Annotated in this window: 11 protein-coding genes; 3 read left to right on the top strand and 8 right to left on the bottom strand. The window is 53.1% G+C overall.

Annotation, left to right across the window (positions count from 1 at the left end; translation table 11 throughout):
* Window position 1: 1 nt before the first annotated feature.
* The 4 genes from AACZ40_RS12840 to AACZ40_RS12855 all read right to left on the bottom strand — a co-directional run bounded on the left by AACZ40_RS12840 (window position 2) and on the right by AACZ40_RS12855 (window position 6,476).
* Complete coding sequence (locus AACZ40_RS12840; protein ID WP_291166994.1) at window positions 2-1,276, bottom strand: acetylxylan esterase; 1,275 nt, start codon at window positions 1,274-1,276, stop codon at window positions 2-4.
* Window positions 1,277-1,373: 97 nt separating this feature from the next.
* On the bottom strand, window positions 1,374-1,808 hold the full coding sequence (locus tag AACZ40_RS12845; protein WP_291166996.1) for a diacylglycerol kinase: 435 nt from the start codon (window positions 1,806-1,808) through the stop codon (window positions 1,374-1,376).
* Window positions 1,809-1,819: 11 nt separating this feature from the next.
* Window positions 1,820-4,876, bottom strand: a complete 3,057-nt coding sequence (locus AACZ40_RS12850) for a hypothetical protein (RefSeq protein WP_291166998.1) — start codon at window positions 4,874-4,876, stop codon at window positions 1,820-1,822.
* Window positions 4,877-5,117: 241 nt separating this feature from the next.
* Window positions 5,118-6,476 (bottom strand): glycosyltransferase family 39 protein, encoded by a 1,359-nt coding sequence (locus AACZ40_RS12855; protein WP_291167000.1) that lies wholly within the window; start codon window positions 6,474-6,476, stop codon window positions 5,118-5,120.
* 483 nt (window positions 6,477-6,959) lie between these two features.
* Here AACZ40_RS12855 and AACZ40_RS12860 point away from each other — a divergent pair, with 483 nt between their 5' ends.
* Window positions 6,960-9,236, top strand: coding sequence for an MMPL family transporter (locus tag AACZ40_RS12860; protein ID WP_291167002.1), 2,277 nt, complete (start codon window positions 6,960-6,962; stop codon window positions 9,234-9,236).
* On the opposite strand, the gene AACZ40_RS12865 is transcribed toward AACZ40_RS12860, so the two are convergent.
* From AACZ40_RS12865 to AACZ40_RS12880, 4 genes are all read right to left on the bottom strand, one after another.
* Window positions 9,225-10,346: a citrate/2-methylcitrate synthase gene (locus tag AACZ40_RS12865; protein ID WP_291167004.1), complete on the bottom strand. Its 1,122-nt coding sequence runs from the start codon at window positions 10,344-10,346 to the stop codon at window positions 9,225-9,227. The genes AACZ40_RS12860 and AACZ40_RS12865 overlap by 12 nt on opposite strands.
* Window positions 10,347-10,531: 185 nt before the next feature.
* Window positions 10,532-11,488, bottom strand: a complete 957-nt coding sequence (gene hemC, locus AACZ40_RS12870) for a hydroxymethylbilane synthase (RefSeq protein ID WP_291167006.1) — start codon at window positions 11,486-11,488, stop codon at window positions 10,532-10,534.
* A gap of 173 nt (window positions 11,489-11,661) precedes the next feature.
* Entirely contained in the window at window positions 11,662-12,849 is a 1,188-nt protein-coding gene (locus tag AACZ40_RS12875) for a DUF502 domain-containing protein (RefSeq protein ID WP_291167008.1), read from the bottom strand.
* Between the two features lie 72 nt (window positions 12,850-12,921).
* On the bottom strand, window positions 12,922-13,680 hold the full coding sequence (locus AACZ40_RS12880; RefSeq protein WP_291167009.1) for a ComF family protein: 759 nt from the start codon (window positions 13,678-13,680) through the stop codon (window positions 12,922-12,924).
* Between the two features lie 341 nt (window positions 13,681-14,021).
* Here AACZ40_RS12880 and hpnE point away from each other — a divergent pair, with 341 nt between their 5' ends.
* A complete protein-coding gene (gene hpnE / locus AACZ40_RS12885) occupies window positions 14,022-15,479 on the top strand; it encodes a hydroxysqualene dehydroxylase HpnE (RefSeq protein ID WP_339674597.1) in 1,458 nt (485 codons plus the stop codon).
* A 10-nt stretch (window positions 15,480-15,489) separates the two neighbouring features.
* Complete coding sequence (locus tag AACZ40_RS12890; protein ID WP_291167013.1) at window positions 15,490-16,548, top strand: potassium channel family protein; 1,059 nt, start codon at window positions 15,490-15,492, stop codon at window positions 16,546-16,548.
* Window positions 16,549-18,557: the final 2,009 nt, after the last annotated feature.

Here is an 18,557-nt window from a genome sequence, read left to right on the forward strand (position 1 = left end):
GTTATTGCTTTGATACCAGGGGACTGGATGTCATGGCGCCTGTTTCATCCGTTACATTGATGAACCAGATTTTTGTATCAGCAGGCGGAGCAGGGCCCGTGATTCTGGTTCCTTCAACTTCCAGCGGAAGGGTTTGCCACTTGCGTTCCTTATTCGGCGCTTCATCAGTGGTAAAGTTGAGGACGGCGGTTTGGATTTTCACCGGCTCAGCCAGTTCCGCTGTGACTTTGCCATCTTTGATTGCGGGTTTCTGCACAACGGGCAGCGGCGTTTTGTCTTTCAGGTACTGATCGACAAAACGTGCGATTTCATCTGGTTTCCAGCCTGCCGGATGACTGTGTCCCATCTTGACTTCAATCCGAATATTTCGAGGCGTGGATTTCGGTACGGCTTCATAGCTTTTCTGATAGGCACTCAACCAGTAGGCAAAGTCATTCGTGCCATTCACAAACAGAATCGGCATTTGAACGGCTTGCAGATATTGGCCCGGATCATACAGTTGCATCCAGCGTTGGCTGTCTTCAGGCGGCAGTTGATTGATGGATGATTCGAATACCGAATGGGCATTCAAAAAACCACAACCGTACACAGGAACAGCGGCATCGAAACGGTTATCGAGCCCGGCGACGATGCAGGTCAGATATCCCCCCCAGGAGATTCCGGTGACAGCGGTATGATCTTTGTCTACTTCGGGAAAAGAGCGAATCAGAGAATGGGCCAGGATGGCATTCGCAGGAGCGTGGTAACACCAGTGTTCTGACTGGTCATCTTTCACCGCTTCAAACTTCTCTTTATGCGACTGATCAGGCCCACCAGCTTCGAGCCGGTTGCGAAACTTGCGATCATGCGGGTTTTTCCCGTCTACAGGTTGTGATCCCGCCAGGTCCATAGAGATGGCCGCGTAGCCTTTTTGAGCCCATAATTCTGCCCATTCACGAAAAGCAGTTCCCCCTCCGCCGTGAATGAGTACGATGCCCGGATACTTTTTATCTCGGGGCGCTTCCGGGTTGAGTGTTGCCGGGGATGCATAATATGCAAATACCTTTGTCGGTTTGCCGCGATATTCCAGACCCTGGTAAATCAGAGATTTGACCGGAGAATTTTCATCGAGCCATTCAAATTCAGGAGCTTTACTGAGGGCTTTCAGATCCCAGGGCGTAGTTTCTGGTAGACGGGGATCAGGCTGAATGACATCTTCCGCGGCCATCAGACCAGTGGCAGGAAGTACCGACATCAGAAGCAGTAACAGAAAAAAGTATGGATGTGAGAGCTGCATGATATTACCTGTCATGAATCAAATGGTGAAAGAAGACGCACCATGATTATCAATGACAGATGCTGCAGACGCAAGCGTCCGGTTTCAGGAATGCAGATTAGAACAGCAGACGATACAGGGCGGATCCGAAAATGATGGTGATCGTGATGACCGAGCCAATAATGCTGACACCCACCGCAGCAGTACCTGCTTTGAATGTGCTTTGAGACTCTGCAGGCAGATGCTTGCCGAGGATACTCCAGATCGACTTCAAGACCTGGTTGAACATCTGGGCGCAGAGTACGCTGGTCATTGACAGAATCAGGATTGCCCAGTGGGTCGCAGATAATCCCAGTAAAGTGGCAGCCGCGATGACGGCACTTCCCGCGAAAAAATGAATAAAAAAAGTGCTGTCCAGCCTGATGCCGAACTTGATGCCGCTTTCAACATCGATCAGGCGCTGCCGCCATTCAGGGCGCATTTTTTCTGATTCCGTTGTTGCGGTCGTTTGCCGTTGAAATGGTTTGACTTGTGTTTTTTGTGATTTGATCACTGTCCCGATTCCTATTGTGAAGCAGAGTTACCTAAAACTGAGGATAAATCAGAAGCCGTGCCGCCAAAGTTTCCAAACCGGGGCATGATGGTTAAACCGATGCCGGCATTTCCAGTGCTCTGGTTATAAGACATGCCCAGGCTCGTGACAAAATCAGCACCGGTCCTGGTAAGCGAGAGGATCTGTCCGCGATTGACATTTTCGCCCAGGTCATAGGCGGTGCTGACACCCGCGCTCCATTTCTGACTCATCACATAGTTCAGACTGGCAGATAATATCTGGCTGTCCAGATCGCCGCCCCCTTTGATTTGCTGCAGCGCCACATTGACTGCCAGTCGATTGGTGCGCTGGCTGGTGATCGAGACATCCCACAGCTGTTGGGCACCATCGAAGACATCGTAATAGGCGTTAGCTGCCATCGTGGTTCGATCTCCGAGGAACCATTTATAGTGTCCACCCAGCAGACCAAAGTCTTCACCAAAGTTATCGCGGTCCGCATCCGGGAAGTAGGATGCTTCCAGATCCAGGGTCATCCAGTCTTTGGTTCGCAGCCGATCGAGGGGACCGGTTTTAGTCTGAAGTCGATGACGCCATGCCATGCGTAGCACCTGCTGATCGTCAACCAGTTCGTAATAAGGATCAGTGACACCACGGCCGGCTCCCGTACGAACTGCATAAAAACGGGGATCAAACTGAGGCGGAAGCGTTCCGCCGAAGGTGTTGATGACCAGGCGTTCGCGGAACAGTTCCTGAGCGTTGTCATCAAATTCATTATATTGTGCGATCCCGGACAGGTTTTCGCTGGCATCGCTGAAGGAGTAATCTGCTTCCAGCACCATTTTATGTGCCAGGCCGTTTAAGTCGAAATAAGGATTATAGACGTCCGGGTAAATACGCTCTGCCATAATACTGCCGCGTAGACCAGCTGAGCCATAAAGGCGGTCGATCTGCTGCTGTTGCAGACCCTGTTCCCAGTAGGCTGCTTCCCCCATGACATAAGGTGTCAGAATGAAAGGACCAAGATTGAATGGTGCTTCCAGCTGATTGCGGGTCATCGCGACCAGACCCTGGGAATCGGCAATGAAAGGCAGAGGAGTAAAGACATCCTGCTGCGGATTATAAGGCGCCGAGCCCGGCTTCAGTTTTCCGTATCCCACGGAGGAGTGGGATGTCCAACTCAGCAGGTTGCCCAGCAGTGGTTCTCCCAGCAGGAACAGATCGGCTTTAGGCAGCCAGTCTGTCGTATTTTCGTAATCATTCAGCTTGGTTCTGCCAATAACCGACCAGGACCAGTTGTCCTGCTGCTGCTTGAGATGTAACAGTGTTTCCACATCTTTACGGTTATTGAAGTCGGATAGAAAATATTGCTGTTGAAAGTTTCTGTCAGAGAAAATCCCGGCTTCGCTTGTGAGCGTCATACCAAAAGGAGATGTCTGCCGGTGCTGATGGTTCAGGAAATAGCGATCTTTGGTAGACGGAACGAGATCGCGGCGGTCCAGACCAAGGTTGTCTGTGCCACTGTCGTGAATATAAAATGCCTCTGCATTTCCATTGAAGACATTGTCAAAACCAAGCAGGTTGGCTCCCTGGTAGTTTCCGGACTGGCCGATTCCAACTCCCCGATCCGAGTAGTAGTCAAGCTGGCCTTCCCATTTCGTACCTGCTGGCCGTTCAAGTCCCAATAATTTGAACATATCCCATTCCGTTTCGACCTGGAAACCGAAGATGCGGTCGTTTCCAAATCTCAAACCGGTAATCGGAAAATAAATGTCTTCCACCGGGCTGCTGACATAAGGCAGATAGAACAGAGGTACGTTGCCTATCTCGAAGGTGTTGTTGGAACTCGTCATCCACGCACGTTTGCCGGGTAGCGGCTGTCCTGTAACCGGATCAAGTTCGTTGGAGCCTGATCCCAGCCAGGGAGTTGTATAGCGGTCTTCGATAAAGACATCTGAAGCTTGCATTTTATATCCCGGCTTTCCGAACTGGCTGCCGGTAGCCCAGGCGTTCTGTGCCAGATAAGCGCCTTTCGAGAGCATACGAATCTGGCTGGCGCGGACCCTGACATCTTCACCCAGTTCAGGCAGATGCGTCTTCAGTTCAGCGTCCAGCATGACGGCCCGCTCTTCACGGGCATCGTAAAACGCGCGGTTCGCTTTGAGGAGGTATGTGCCCTGACGAATTTCGATGTTTCCTTCGAGATAGATTTCAAAGGGTGTCTCTTTGGACTGCCTGATCTCGGAGTTGAAGTTTTGCGTGTTCCGTCCGTCTGTCCAGATGATGATCCGGTCGGCAGACATGTCGACCATTTCCAGACCCTCTACCCCATCGATCAGCAGGTTCACTCCGCCGGTAATGACCCAGATCTGTTCCGGGGGGACCGTGTGTGTTGAAGGGAAGCTCTGAACGTTATACGGCACGGCGCTGCGGGGGAAGAGTCGAATCCTGCGGAAATCAGTAACGATTTCCTGTTCTGGAATCGGACTTAATTCAGGACCTTCAAGGGGAGGTTTCTCGACAATAAACTGGGCGCGTTTCAGTTGATGGTCGTGCGGAATCCCCCGACGTTCAATGGCGCGATTCAAAACCGGATCATCGGGGGCCACGGTGATCTGTGAAGGTCGTCTCAAGTTCTGTTTCAAACCGTTCTCAGTCACCAGGTTGACCAGCAGACTGTTTTCCGATTTGGATTCTCCCGGCAGATCGATGCGAACTTCGCCTTCCAGGTAAACAGACAGGCGATCAGTCTGACGCGTTTTCCGATGCCAGATCACCATCTGTCTGGATCGCAGGATCGCATCACCCTGCTGGATGCGGCAGTTCCCTTTCAGAATCGAGACGCTGACGAAATCTTCTTCCCACTGCTGCGAATACTCTGCAGAGATGGAGATCGGTTCTTTTTCTGAAGGCTCGTATTCCGCTTCTTCATAGGATGCTTTGGGGGCGCCGAAAAAACTGGTCTGTGCAGGCGCAACCGTCACCGGTCCGCCAAGCAATGTTAAGAAAACAATTACCTGCCAGATGCGATGCGAAACATACCGGGTAACGGAATTGATCTCGCCCGACACGGGCACTCCTGAAGTGATAACCGGGTAGGTCAATCTTCTGATGAAGAGGAAATGGTAGGGAATGGAATACGCTCTGGTACTGAAGGTTCGGTAGGCAGAGTGTAACGAATTGAGGTCAGTTGACTTAACTCCGCCGACTGGACCGGGATAAATGGGCGCGGATTATAGGTCGATTTCTGAAAGAGTGTCAATAACAATCGCTGCCACGGAACAACTCAATAAAGTGTTGTAAACTACTGATTTATAACGTGTTGTGGCTTTCCTGTTCTCTCGTCGCAATTGGTTTCCGCAATTTCAGAAATTCCATAGATTTTGACCAGCCATAAACACTCAGCAAAGCGATTGCCGGGACCAGGGGCGCCCGCATTCTCATGTTGGTCCAATAGAAAAGATGGACCGCTGTGAAGCTGAAAACGAGCCAGATTATTGGCCCCCAGCCTGACTCTCTCTTCCAGGTTAACAGCAGAACGCCTGCTCCGGCGCCTGTCAGTATCAGGAGATAGTAACCTGTAATCCCCCAGCCAATCAGTGGTTTCGATTCTACCAGGCTGCTGTTCAACGGGCTGAAGTTCCAGAATCGTCTCAATCTGAGCAGACAGGACTGTACAAACAGAGAGGGATCAGCTGCGATATTCGCTTTCGCTCGTTGATACATCCAGCGATCCCGTTCCTGCTCGCTTTTCACAGGGGGGATCGTGTTTTCGATCTCGCGCTCCAGGCTTTTCTGCCAGGCATCCAGACTTTCACCAGACCAGACTGTGCCCCACGGTTGTTGAACGACTTCCTGATAAAATACCGGATTATTTCCCAGCAGCAACGTATATCCGCCATGAGTGGTTGTCAGAATGGGGGCATGAAAAACAACCAGGTTCCGTATCAGCCAGGGAGAAACCGCGATCAGAATTCCCGCTGACAGATATGTTCGTTGACGCCATACCAGCCCCTTGGATGGTGTGTTGAGAATCCGTTTTAAAACCGGATTACACAGACTCGCCAGAAACCAGAGTCCGAAAAATGCGAGATAAGTCGGTCGACAGAGAATCGCCAGTCCCCAGACCAGGCCGGTCGCGAATGTCCTGAATGCCTTCTCTGGGGTGTCTGGCAGAGTCGTTTCTTCCGTCAGGTTCAATGCCAGCATATAAATCAGCAGACTGGTGAGGAACGCAGACAGCACTTCCGTCATCGCATAGCTCGTATATTGCAGTAAGACCGGATCGGTGGCCACAATCGCTGCAGCGACCAGCGCCCCGACTGGCATTCGCAATCGCAGACCCGTTTTCCACGTGAACCAGACGGTGAGTACTCCCAGCAGCACCTGCAACAACCCCACACCCAGACTGCCCGCTTTCACATAATACAGGGCAGCCAGCAGGCAGGGATACAAGGGGGGACGAAATGCAGTCGGCTCAATCCCGTCGACAATAGCTGCATTACCGGATGAATATCCATTCCCGCTGGCCAGATTTACGGCGATCGCGATGTAAGCGTCCCGATCTTCCTGCAGTTGATCGCTCTGCAGTACCACCATCATCAGACGCAGACCGCCAGCCAGCAGCAGAACCAGCAGCAGGGCGGTGGATAGGAATTTGGGTTTTGTCACAGACATCAATCCAAGGCATCAATCCAAAGAGGCGTAAAAGGCGGTTCCCGAGTCTGTCCGTTTGATGTTTATGTTTGCCCGAACTGGTACTTCAATTCCCAAAGCCAGGCTGGGACGGCAGTTAACTGAGGGGAAACTGCTTCAAGTATGCAGATCTCATACATCAGAAACAAGGGGACACTCCAGATCGAAGCAGGGGTTTTATGAGATTTCTGCCGACTGTAGGGACTGGGCGTGAGCGTGTCGTGGCATGATCCAGACATCTGGAAATATCGATGCTGATGGTTCTGAAGTATTCTGGTTGTAAAAAATCAACACGTTGCAAAAAACACTCACTTAGTAATGAAATCGTGCTTACAGTGAGCTATAGTTCGACAAGAGAAGATGGGTTGCGTGTGCGTTGGAAGTATTCCAGTATCATGGCAACGGGCCGCATAGTTTCGTATTGAATGCCGGACAGGCAGCAGGATATGGTCTTACCTTATGAGTAGTCACCCGCAGCGCTGGCTGGAGTCATTGGTAGACCGTCTCTATAAACTGCGCTGGATACTGCTGCTCATTTTTATGGTCCTCACCGGCCTGGCGATCTACCCCGCGTCTCAACTCTCTTTTGAACAGTCGATCGAATCGCTCTACGCCAAAGATGATCCACACCTGCTGGATTATCTGGAAAGCAAACGCTTGTTTGGCGGTGATGAATTTGTCTTCGTCGCGTATACCACTCCCGATCTGCTCGAGCCCGAAGGGCTCCTGGAAGTGCGCAGGTTCTCACAGGATCTGAGTAAGGTTCCCGGCGTCAATGCCGAAGTCACCCAGAATCTTGCCGACGCACTTTCGCCTCCCAAACTCAATTTCTTTCTGCGGGCTCTGATTAAGAGAAAACAGGATGAGATGACCGAGCTCTTCCGCGGGGTGCTGATTGGCGATGATAATCAGACAACCGCGATCGTGCTCAGACTGCTGCCCGAAAAAGACTCTCCTGTTCCCCGGGGAGAAACATTCCGCCGCATCCGTCAACTTGCCGAAGGACACACTCCTCGAGCCTATGTCGTCGGAGAGCCCGTGCAGGTGCACGATATGTTCCGCTATGTTGAAGAAGACGGCAACATCCTGTTCAAAGTTTCGCTCAACCTTCTGGCACTGGTCCTGTTCCTCCTGTTCCGTCGGCTGCGGTGGGTGATGCTGCCTCTGCTGGTGGTGATCTGCTCGCTTCTCTGGACCGAAGCCATCCTGGTACTGGGGGACTTTCAGCTCAGCATGGTCAGCTCCATGTTGAATTCCCTGGTGACGATTATCGGTATCGCGACGGTAGCGCACGTGGCGGTCCACTTCCAGGAACTGCAGCGTAATAACATTTCCCGACCACGGGCCATTCGCCAGACGATGGTCGAACTTCTGCCGGCGATCTTCTGGACCTGCGCCACGACAGCCGCGGGCTTCGCATCACTGCTCTCCAGTGAGATTGCACCGGTTCGCAGCTTCGGGATCATGATGGCACTGGGAACCATGATGGTGCTGATCGCATCAACGGTGTTACTCCCGGGGGGAATTTCACTCGGATATCTCAGTGCGCCCCTCAAACATTCCTCCGAGCAGGGGCTGGAACGCATCCTCAAAAAAGTCTGCCTGGGGACCGAGCGTTATCCTCGCTTCATCCTGGGGGGAACAGTCCTGCTGGTTCTGTTCGCGGCAGGAGGCTTCTCCCGTCTGAAGGTGGAAACCGATTTCAGTAAGAACTTTCGCGACTCCAGTGATATCGTACAGGCGCTCAACTTTGTGGAGACCCGACTGGGCGGCGCCTCGACCTGGGAGGTCAATTTTCCGGCTCCTCCCAGACTGGACGAAGAGTATCTGGACCGGGTCCGTGCGCTGGCAGCAGATCTGAATAAGGTCAACCCGCCCGATAAACAGCAACTCACAAAAGTGATCTCAATTACCGACACCCTGGACTTCATCCCGTCGATTCCGTTCGCCTCGGATCCGCTTCAGTCCAAACTTGATTCCATTAAAAGCCTGCAGCCCGATTTTGTCAGCAGCCTGTATAATCCGGAAAAAGGCAGAATGCGAATTGTTCTCCGCGCCCTGGAACGTCAGTCGGCAGAAGAGAAGCTTTCGCTCATCGATCAAGTCGATACTCTGGCTAAGCAACACTTCCCTGGTTCGAAGGTCACAGAAAAATCGGATGCTGCTGATGTAAAAACCATCGAATCCGGTAAGGCTGCCGGCATTTTTATTCTGCTGGCCTATCTGATTGACAGCCTGCTTAACGATCAGCTCTTCAGCTTTTTACTGGCGGGTGCCAGCATTCTGACGATGATGACTATCGCCTTTCGCAGCATAAAAATCGGTATCATCTCCATGATCCCCAACCTGTTTCCCATCGTACTGGTGGTCGGTGCGATGGGCTGGTTCAATCTGCCACTCAATATCGGCACCGCCATGATTGCCAGTGTCTCGATGGGTTTGACTACCGATTCCAGTATTCACTTTATCACCGGATTTCTGCGGGAACGCTCGCGAGGCGCCTCGGTCGTGGATGCCATTCGCTGGACGCACCGCGGGGTCGGTCGGGCGATTATCTTTGCCACCTGCGCACTGGTGGCCGGCTTCAGCGTGCTGACACTTTCGCACTTCATTCCACTGATCTATTTCGGTGCGCTGGTCAGTGTCGCCATGATCGGCGGGATGCTCGGCTCGCTGGTACTGCTGCCAATTCTCTTGCGACTGTTTTATAAAGACAAGGTCGAATCAGCTGCGTAACGGCAGCGGTTTGTATTTTCGCTGATCCATCCCCACGTAACGGGACAGTGGTTGATACAGGTGGTTATTTTCACTTTGCTCAACAATATGAGCGACCCAACCGACCAGCCGCGACACAGTGAAAATCGGAGTGAACAGTTCCGGATCAAAGCCCAGGTAATGTAACAGTCGACTGGCATACCACTCAACCCGGGGGTGGACCTTCTGTATTTTTCCCATGATCTCTTCGATCGTGTCTGCCGCATTTTCCATTTCGTTCTGTCCCAGGGCATCTGCCAGCTGAACACAATACGATTTCAGAATCGCAGAGCGGGGATCGCGGGGCTTGTGGTGAGAGTTCTCAAACCCAAGCACGCGTCGTCCCCTGGTGATTTCCTGACAGACCCATTCCTCGGCGTTACCCGACTGGACCGCTTCCTGCAATACATCCAGTACAGCGGTTCCCGAACTGCAATGCAGCTGGCCGTTAATCGAACCAATGGCAGAACAGACCGCGGAATACAGGGGACTGCCCGTCGATGCCACCACCCGCGCGGCAAAAGTCGATGGAGACAAACCATAGTCGGCATAAATGATCAGGGCGGCGTTAAATGCTTCTTCTTCCAGCTGCGAAGGTTCATCCCCTTTCAGCATATACCAGAAACTGCCCGCGTAGGAATGATGGAAGTTCGGTTCAATCAGTCGAGAGCCACGCACCAGATGATAACGATACGAAATCAACTGAGGCAGCATCGCCAGCAGATATTGCGCATTGGAGATCTCTGACTGGAAGACACCATATTCCATCTGGGGATCAAAGTGCGCCAGCAGACTGACACCACTGCGAATCACTTCCATCATGTCGATGTGAGGCGGAATTGCCTGAAGTGCCGCGATAACGGGGAGAGGCAGGGAGCCGGTTTCAATCAGCAGAGTCTGAAAGTCAGCCAGTTGTTCGTGGCTGGGCAGTTCACCGTGCAGCAGCAGGTAGGCTACTTCGATGAACGCCGCTTCCCGCGCCAGTTCATCAATCGGGTAACCCCGATAAGTGAGTCCTTCCTGAATCTGAGAGATCTCAGTTTCGGTAGCAACAATCCCGGATAAGCCGGGGCGATAAGGGTGACGTTCCATGTCGCGATCCTTCCGCACTTCCTGATTACGTTATTTGAGTCAGTCCATTTATGCCCAAAGTATAACTCATCTGCTCCGCAGAATCGACATATGATACACTGCGATTTATTGAAGAATAGGGAAATAATTTACAGGTCTTTTTCAGGCTTGACGTCACTGGCACCGGTGAACTGCTGGCAGGGCATTCAGGAATCTTCCGTTTCGGAAATCAGTCGACCCGCTCCGTCCGCCAGCAATGCTTTCGCAACCCTGACGCCGATTTCTGCAGCTTCCGCAAACGCACCGCTGACCGAAGCACAGATCCGTTCCTGGCCATCCGCGCTCAATACAACTGCTTCCAGAGTCAACTGGTCGCCCGCAGTCTGCGACAGACTTCCAATGGGGGCGTGACAGCCTGCTCTCAAATGACGCAACAGGCTCCGTTCTGCTGTGGTCGCCGCCTGGGTGGACGGGTCGGACAATCCAGCCAGCAACGCGGCCGTCTCACTGTCCTCTGTGCGGCATTCAATACCCAATGCGCCCTGTCCCACCGCTGGGAAAACTTTCGGAGGCTGCAGCATGAGAAACGCTCGGTGCTCAAGAAGTTCCAGACGCACCATCCCGGCTTCGGCCAGGCAGAGCGCATCATATTCCCCCGCGTCCAGCTTCTTGAGACGGGTTTCCACATTGCCACGCACCTCCAGCATCTGCAGATCACTCCGCTGATGCAGCAGTTGTGCGCGTCTTCTCAGGCTGCCGGTACCAATCCTGGCAGCGGGAGCCAGGTCGGCGATGCGCTCCACGGCTTCTGATTCCTGCGGAAAAATCAGCACATCGTACAGGGGGCCCCGTTCCGGAATTCCTGCCAGCTGTAACCCCGGCGCCTGTTCGGTAGGCAGATCTTTTAAACTGTGGACGGCGATATCAGCACGACCATCCAGCACCGCTTTCTGTACTTCGCGGGTAAAGACACCCAGTCCACCAAATTCTGAAAGCGGAGACGTCAGATCGCGGTCTCCTTCGGATGTAATGTGAACAATTTCAATCGGGCGTTCGCTGGTCTGCTGTTTCAGCAGATCCGAAACGTAGTAAGCCTGCCACAGTGCCAAATTGCTGGCACGGGTTGCAATCCGCAAAGGACGTTCTTCTGATGTCTGGTCCATCACTCTACTTTCCACTTTTATTCTAGAGCGTATCACATTTCACCATAGCGTCTCTCAAACTATGATACTTGGTCCAAATGGCCGTGGAGACGTTGTAGTAATACGGGACACAGTCTAAATGACTTACGATCGGCGGTTCAGCCGCCCTGCTGTTTTTGAATCAGGAATTCCGCTTACTTCGATCCCCCCGGTGGCGGGGTTGGCTCTTCAGGATCGGTACCGGTTGAATCTTTCGGCTTTCCTTCTGTTGACGTATGCTCGTTCGCGATGGTCGATGTCTGCGTGGTCGGAATCGGAGGCGCAATCTGGACTTTGAATCCCGCCAGCTTACGGTCTCCCAGCAGGCGTTTTCCCAACTCTTCCCGCAGCAGCTCATCGGTGACCCGCTGTTGGGGGGGGACCAACACTCCACAAGACAGGCAGAACTGAAACGCCTGGTCCACGGTTATATTCAAATCGACGATTTCGCTTTTAGGAACACTCATTGTATAACCAGTCACCGGCATCGGGGAGGTCGGCACCAGGATGGCTACCAGGGGCTCTCCCGCCGTGACCGTCATTTCCAGCATACTGTCCCCCGTGACAAATCCCAGTGACCAGATACCCCGCCGGGGATATTCGATTGCGACGACCCGGCTGTAGTCTACGGTACTTTCACTGAAGAAAAAGTCGGTTACCTGTTTGACAGAGGAATAGACGTTGCTCACCACCGGCAGTTTTGCCAGCACTCCCTGCTCAAATTTCACCACCATCCAGGCACCTATCCGCGCCGTCACGAAACGTCCCAAGAAGTAGAGCGCAACAATGGTCAGCGCGACAGCTACCGCACTCAGGTGAAACAGACTCTTGAACCAGCGGGTCGTTGCCAGCTCCATGTACAGGCCCATCGCCGTGGGCGGCATATCCGATTCGCGAATGCGTTTGGCAACTTCACGATAATCAAGATAAGGGACTGCACGATCTCCAAAAGGGACCCAGGCGTATGAGCTGAGTTTTTTTCGATTGAGAATCTGAGACTCTGTTTCCTGTTCGATCGCTCGCACCTTGTCCACGTCCGCTCTGTTGATCAGATAGTTGTTGCGGCAGTATTCCAGCGGGGGAAGATGTTCCATCTCCACAAAATTATCGCGGGGCTGAGAATCATCCGTGAAGTAGGCGATACAGTATCGGACCGTGGTCGTGGTCGGCGTGATTATATAGTCATTCACAATCCCGGCGACCCAGATCACAATCACCAGCGTCAGAATCGGAGGCAGACTGATGGCCAGCCCTCGCAGGAAAAAGCGATGGTTTTTGCCAATCTTCTTCTTCTGCGGCTTCGGAGCAGGATTATTTTCAGGAGGAGTGGTACTCGCATCCATCGAGGTACTTACCTTGTCTGTTGTATCCACGCTGACAGCAACCGTCGGGTGTGGAGATTTGATTTTCTAAAGTCATATACGCGGCGCTCTGGCTATGACTGCTACGTTGATTTCGCTGGCTCCTGCCTGCAGAAGAGCACGAGACGCAGCATTCGCAGTTGATCCTGTCGTCATGACATCATCAACCAGTAATATTCTTAAGTCTTTAACCCGACCGGGTCTACGGACATGAAATGCGTCGCGTAGATTCGTTCTCCTGTTCTGAGGAGTTAAACTGGTCTGGGGGGGAGTCTTCTTTCGTTTCGCGAGTATATTACCGCTGTATTTCGCTTGCAAGCGGTGTGACAACGCCTCTGCAATGATACTGGCCGGATTATGCGAGCGCCGCAGACGAGATGTCCAGTGCAACGGGACCGGAATAATCAGGTCGGCTTCCAGCTCTTCAAAGAATCCCCGGTTCCGGTAGAACAGCAGATTGGCCAGACCGCCCCCCAGGTAAGCACCATGGTTCTGCTTGAGATTCAGGATGAATTCCTGCAATGGTCCTTCATATTTCCCCAGTGCGACGGCCTTCGCAAACCGGAATTTCTCACCTCGACAATCTGTACAACCTCCGCTGGAATCCAGGTGCGGACCCACCGGAGCACCGCACCGCTGACAGACCCGGGCAAGGGCAGGCACGATCTCTTCAATCTGTGTTCCGCAATTCACGCCGGTACACACGGCTTCCATTCCACACAGCGAACAGCGGGGCGGATAGATAAAGTTCCTGCCGGTCTGCAGCCAGCGCGTCGAGATACGCTGCAGTTGTTCAATCCCCGGATATTTCATGATTTCCCGAAGTCATCCCTAGGATCAGTTTGATTTTTCGGTATCCTCACATACTGGATCGCATCGTATTTTATTAGAGCGTCTCTCGTTTTATGATACTAAGTCCCAATGCCCCTGGAGACGCTGTAGTAAAATCAGTGGACTATTAATCCTGTATTGACAGGTGGTCAATATCAGGCGAACACGCCAACGGGCGTGTGGACCATTTCGACCAACGTGGCATTCCAGGTCTGAAAAGACACAAGACATAGTCTAGGTCAGCCATGTCAGGAAATACAGATCCAATGTTCAGGCCGGGCTCGTTTTCTTAAAATACCAGTTGAGATCGTCAGGATAATCCGGTGGGAGCCAGTCAGTCAGAAGTTGTCATCATCGGAGGCGGTCTGGCCGGCCTGGCCTGTGCAGCGACGCTCGCAGATCGTGGCATTCCCGTCTCGCTGTTCGAGTCACGCCCCCGACTGGGAGGCCGTGCCAGCTCCTTCGCCGACAAACAGTCAGAACAGCTCATCGATAACTGTCAGCATGTCAGCATGGGCTGCTGTCATGAATTCAACCGCTTCTGTGAAACCGTTGGCATCAGCAGTTTCTTTCAGCGTGCACCCGAACTCTATTTCGTCGGTCCCGACTCTGTTGGCCCCGCTGCGGAAGAACAGCAGCTCAAAGTCAATCGCTTCGCCGCCAGCCCGCTGCTGCCGGCCCCCCTGCATCTGCTGCCTGCGTTCGGCGGACTCTCTTATCTTTCCTGGTCTGAAAAAGTCCAGCTCGTCCGCGGCCTGAAACAACTGGCGCTCGCGAAAATGGATCCCGACAATGAACCCACGATCGCCGACTGGCTGGCGGAGCACGGACAATCTTCCAACGTAATCAACCGTTTCTGGAACGTGGTTCTTGTCAGCGCCTTAAGTGAATCTCTCGATCGCATCAGCCTCTCGCATGCCCGCAAGGTCTTCGTCGATGGTTTTCTCAGGGCTCGCGACAGCTGGCAGGTGCTGATTCCCACCGTCCCCCTCGAACAGTTGTATGGCACAGTGATTCAGGAATATCTCAAACAACGAGGTACCAAAATCGCGCTGCAGACCGGCGTCGAAAACATCCGGATCGATGGCTCAAACATCACTGGTATTCAGTTGCGTGACGGAATCGAAATCGACTGCCGACAGGTCGTACTTGCAGTTCCCCACCAGCGGGTCTTCGATCTCCTGCCTGCAGAGTTCCCCGGCCGCGAGAAGTTGGTCGGCATTCAGCAGCTGGAATCCGCCCCCATTACCAGCGTGCATCTCTGGTTCGATCGTGAGATTACGACCCTGCCGCATGCTGTCTTCGTCGATATGCTTTCGCAGTGGATGTTCAACCGCAGTCGCCTCATGCAGAATGCTGATTCAGAGAACGGGTATTATTACCAGATCGTCATCTCCGCCAGTCACCAACTGACCGGATCTGCCCGGCAGGGACGCACGCAGGCTGAGATCATCGGCGCGGTCATCAGAGAACTGGCTCAGGTCTGGCCCGAAGCAAGCACCGCAGAGCTGCTGCACAGTCGCATGGTCACCGAGCACCAGGCCGTCTTTTCCGTTCAGCCTGGTGTCGAACAACTTCGCCCCTCCCAGCGGACCGAAGTCGCAGGGCTCTATCTGGCGGGAGACTGGACTTCCACCGGTTGGCCTGCCACGATGGAAGGCGCCGTTCGCAGCGGTATCCAGGCAGCAGAGTTTCTTCTCGCCGATCTGGGCCGACCCGAAACCATATTATTACCTCCGGCTCAAACGAGTTTTCTATCTAAATTACTTTTCAGACTGTAAACTCTCACGCATGGTTTTTCATTTCATCGTACCTCCGAATCAGACGAAACAGCAGAAGCAGTCCGTTGCGCAGTTTATTCGTATCGTCTTGCTGCTGGTGGGCTTTACCATTTTCGGGACGGTGGGAATTCGCTGGATTGAAGACGCCACCTGGCTCAACAGCCTGTACATGATTGTCATCACCGCCACCACCGTCGGGTATGAAGATCCGGTAACACTGTCAGACAATGGCAAGCTGTTTATCATTTTCTACCTCATGTTCGGTCTGGGAATTTTTACCTATTCAGTCTCACAGCTTGGTCAGTGGATCGTCCGTCAGCAGATGAGTTCTATCCTGGAGAAACGTCGCATGCAGAAAGCAATCTCAAACCTCGAAAGCCATTACATCGTGTGTGGCATCGGTCGTATGGGGGCCTCCATTTGTGAATACCTCCACGAACGCGAAAAACCGTTTGTCGTCATCGATAAAGACGACGAACGTCTGCAGCTGACCTGCGAAGAAAAAGGCTGGCTCTATATTCACGGCGACGCCACCGATGACTTCATCCTGCAAAGTGCAGGTATCGAAAATGCCAAGTCCCTTGCAGCCGCTCTGCCCGGCGATGCCGACAATGTGTACGTTGTGCTCACCGCCCGCATGCTTAATCCCCAGTTCCAGATCATCGCCCGCGCCAGTGATGACAAAGCCGGTGATAAAATCCGACACGCGGGCGCCAATCGCGTGGTCAGTCCGTTCCGCAGTGGCGCCGTGAAAATTGCCCGTTTCATGATTCATCCTGCCGTCGAAGATTTTGTCGAAGTTGCCAGTAAACACGTAGGCGGTTTTGAAGTCGCCGATTTGCAGATCACAGAAGCCAATCCGTACTGCAGCAAAAAATTACACGAGACCGACTTCAGCACCAAAGGCATCATGATTGTCGGCATCTGTCGACCCGGCCAGCAGCCTCAAATGCCACCGCCGAGCACATCCATCCTCAACGCCGGCGACAGCATCTTTGCCCTCGGATCATCCGACGCCATCAATTCGCTGATGGAAGAATTCAACGAGTTCGAAGAAACACCTGCGTAAACCACACTGCTGACAATCGGATCACCTCGACTGCTCAAACTGTACTTGACCCCGCCGCGCCGCTGGCGATAAGCGCCTAACTGAGTCGCGCGCGTGACCAGTTTACAGTGCATTGAAACACGGGCCACTTGTTCCAGGCCTTCACTATAAATGAGCCTGTTTTTTCCCGATTTGCACTGCCTGAAACCACACCCGTTCGTGATGTGAGCCTGCGGGTCGCCGCACATCGCAAAGCTTCGTCCCGGCACCGCCCCGACGTCGCAGCAGATCGGTCCCCTGTCAACCCGTATCGCCACATTGTATTGTTCATCCACCTTGACGCCCCCATGACTTTCCACAAAATAATCCACCATGAATAACCCAACATGCAACGAAACCACTGACCACAGATCGAATACAAAATAAAAACCAGAATGAATCCAACAACAATAACAAAATATCAATGTCCTCTCCCCCGTCCGGGTGCCATTTGTCTGCCCGTCCGGGTGGCACAGTTGGCTTGTCCAACGGTGCTCAGTGAACCAGTTCCCACCTGCAAGGCAGGATATCACCGGGTGCCATCTGTCGGCTTGCCAGACAGTGTTTTGAGCAACCAGCCCGCCGTCCCAAAAAACAGGGTAAGCCCGAATACAATTCGGGCCGAGCGGAGCGAGCAGGAGGTCGCAGCTGCCACGTACAGTCCGGAATCAAACTTTCCCTACCCATTCAACCCGGCCAGACAAGCCGGCCATGGCACCCGGAAGCCTCTATCTTATTTGCAATGTCTCCTGCAAATGTCCTATAAAATCAGACGGGCGTATGCCACTGATCAGCTTGCTCCACAGAGCTGGTGCTAACGTCCTCTTTCACGTTTCACCAGACATTATAAAAAAAGTGCCCCACTCTCCGCACATGAAAATCCCGAACCACTGACAGATCAAAAGAAGGATCAAAAAGGTGTTAACGTTCTTCACCGTAAAACATTCCAGATGAGCCGCTGAACCATTATCCCCGGCTTTCATATCACGTTCGCAAAAACCGCGGCTAACGCCGTTCGGCTAATGGGAAAATAATGTGAGAGAAGAAAGGGTAACCCCGAATGCAATTCGGGGTGAGCGCAGCGAACAGGAGGTCGCAGCTGCCACATACCATCTGGAAACAGGCTTCCTATGCCCATTCGACACGGCCGGACAAGCCGGTCCGTGGCACACGGACGTCAAATACTGTTGGACATAGTCCAATTACTTAAGAGGTTTCCAGGTGACACAGTGCTGGTCCGACGGTGCTGGTACAAACCCGGAGAAACCCCCGAAGCGGGTAGCCCCGGATGCAATCCGGGGTTGCCGCAGGCAACAGGAAACTGTCAGGGCAAACGCACAATTCAGAACAACAAAGCCAACCTGTTCATCGCACGAACGCGTCCCATGTGTCGGCCCGCCTGGCGAGTATCAACCCGGCATCGCGGACAATGGGAACAGATAAAACCTCCCCATCAGAATTATCCACCACGAAAGACACAAAACCACACGAAAGAAAAAATGGGTGAGCCCGAATGCACATTCGGGCCGAGCGCAGCGAGCAGGAGGTCGCAGCTATCACGTGCCATCCGGAATCAAAGTTTCCACACCCATTCGGCACCGTCGGACAAGCCGAGCGGTGGCACACGGACGCCGTATACTGTCAGGTATATTACAATTACTTACGAGGTTTCCGGCTTACACGCTGCTGGTCCAATTCAAGGGAAACCTCTCGAACCGGGTAGCCCCGGATGCAATTCGGGGTTGCCGCAGGCAACGGGAAACTGTCAGAGCAAATGCATAATTCAGAACAACAAAGCCAACCCGTTCATCGTAGGGGCCGTCCCATGTGTCGGCCCGCCTGGCGACTATCAACCCGGTATCGCACACAATGGGAACAGATAAAACCTCCCCATCAGAATTTTCGCACCACGAAAGACACAAAACCACACGAAAGAAAAAATGGGTGAGCCCGAATGCAATTCGGGCCGAGCGCAGCGAGCAGGAGGTCGC

It is taken from the genome of uncultured Gimesia sp. (assembly GCF_963972345.1).
Lineage (GTDB): Bacteria > Planctomycetota > Planctomycetia > Planctomycetales > Planctomycetaceae > Gimesia.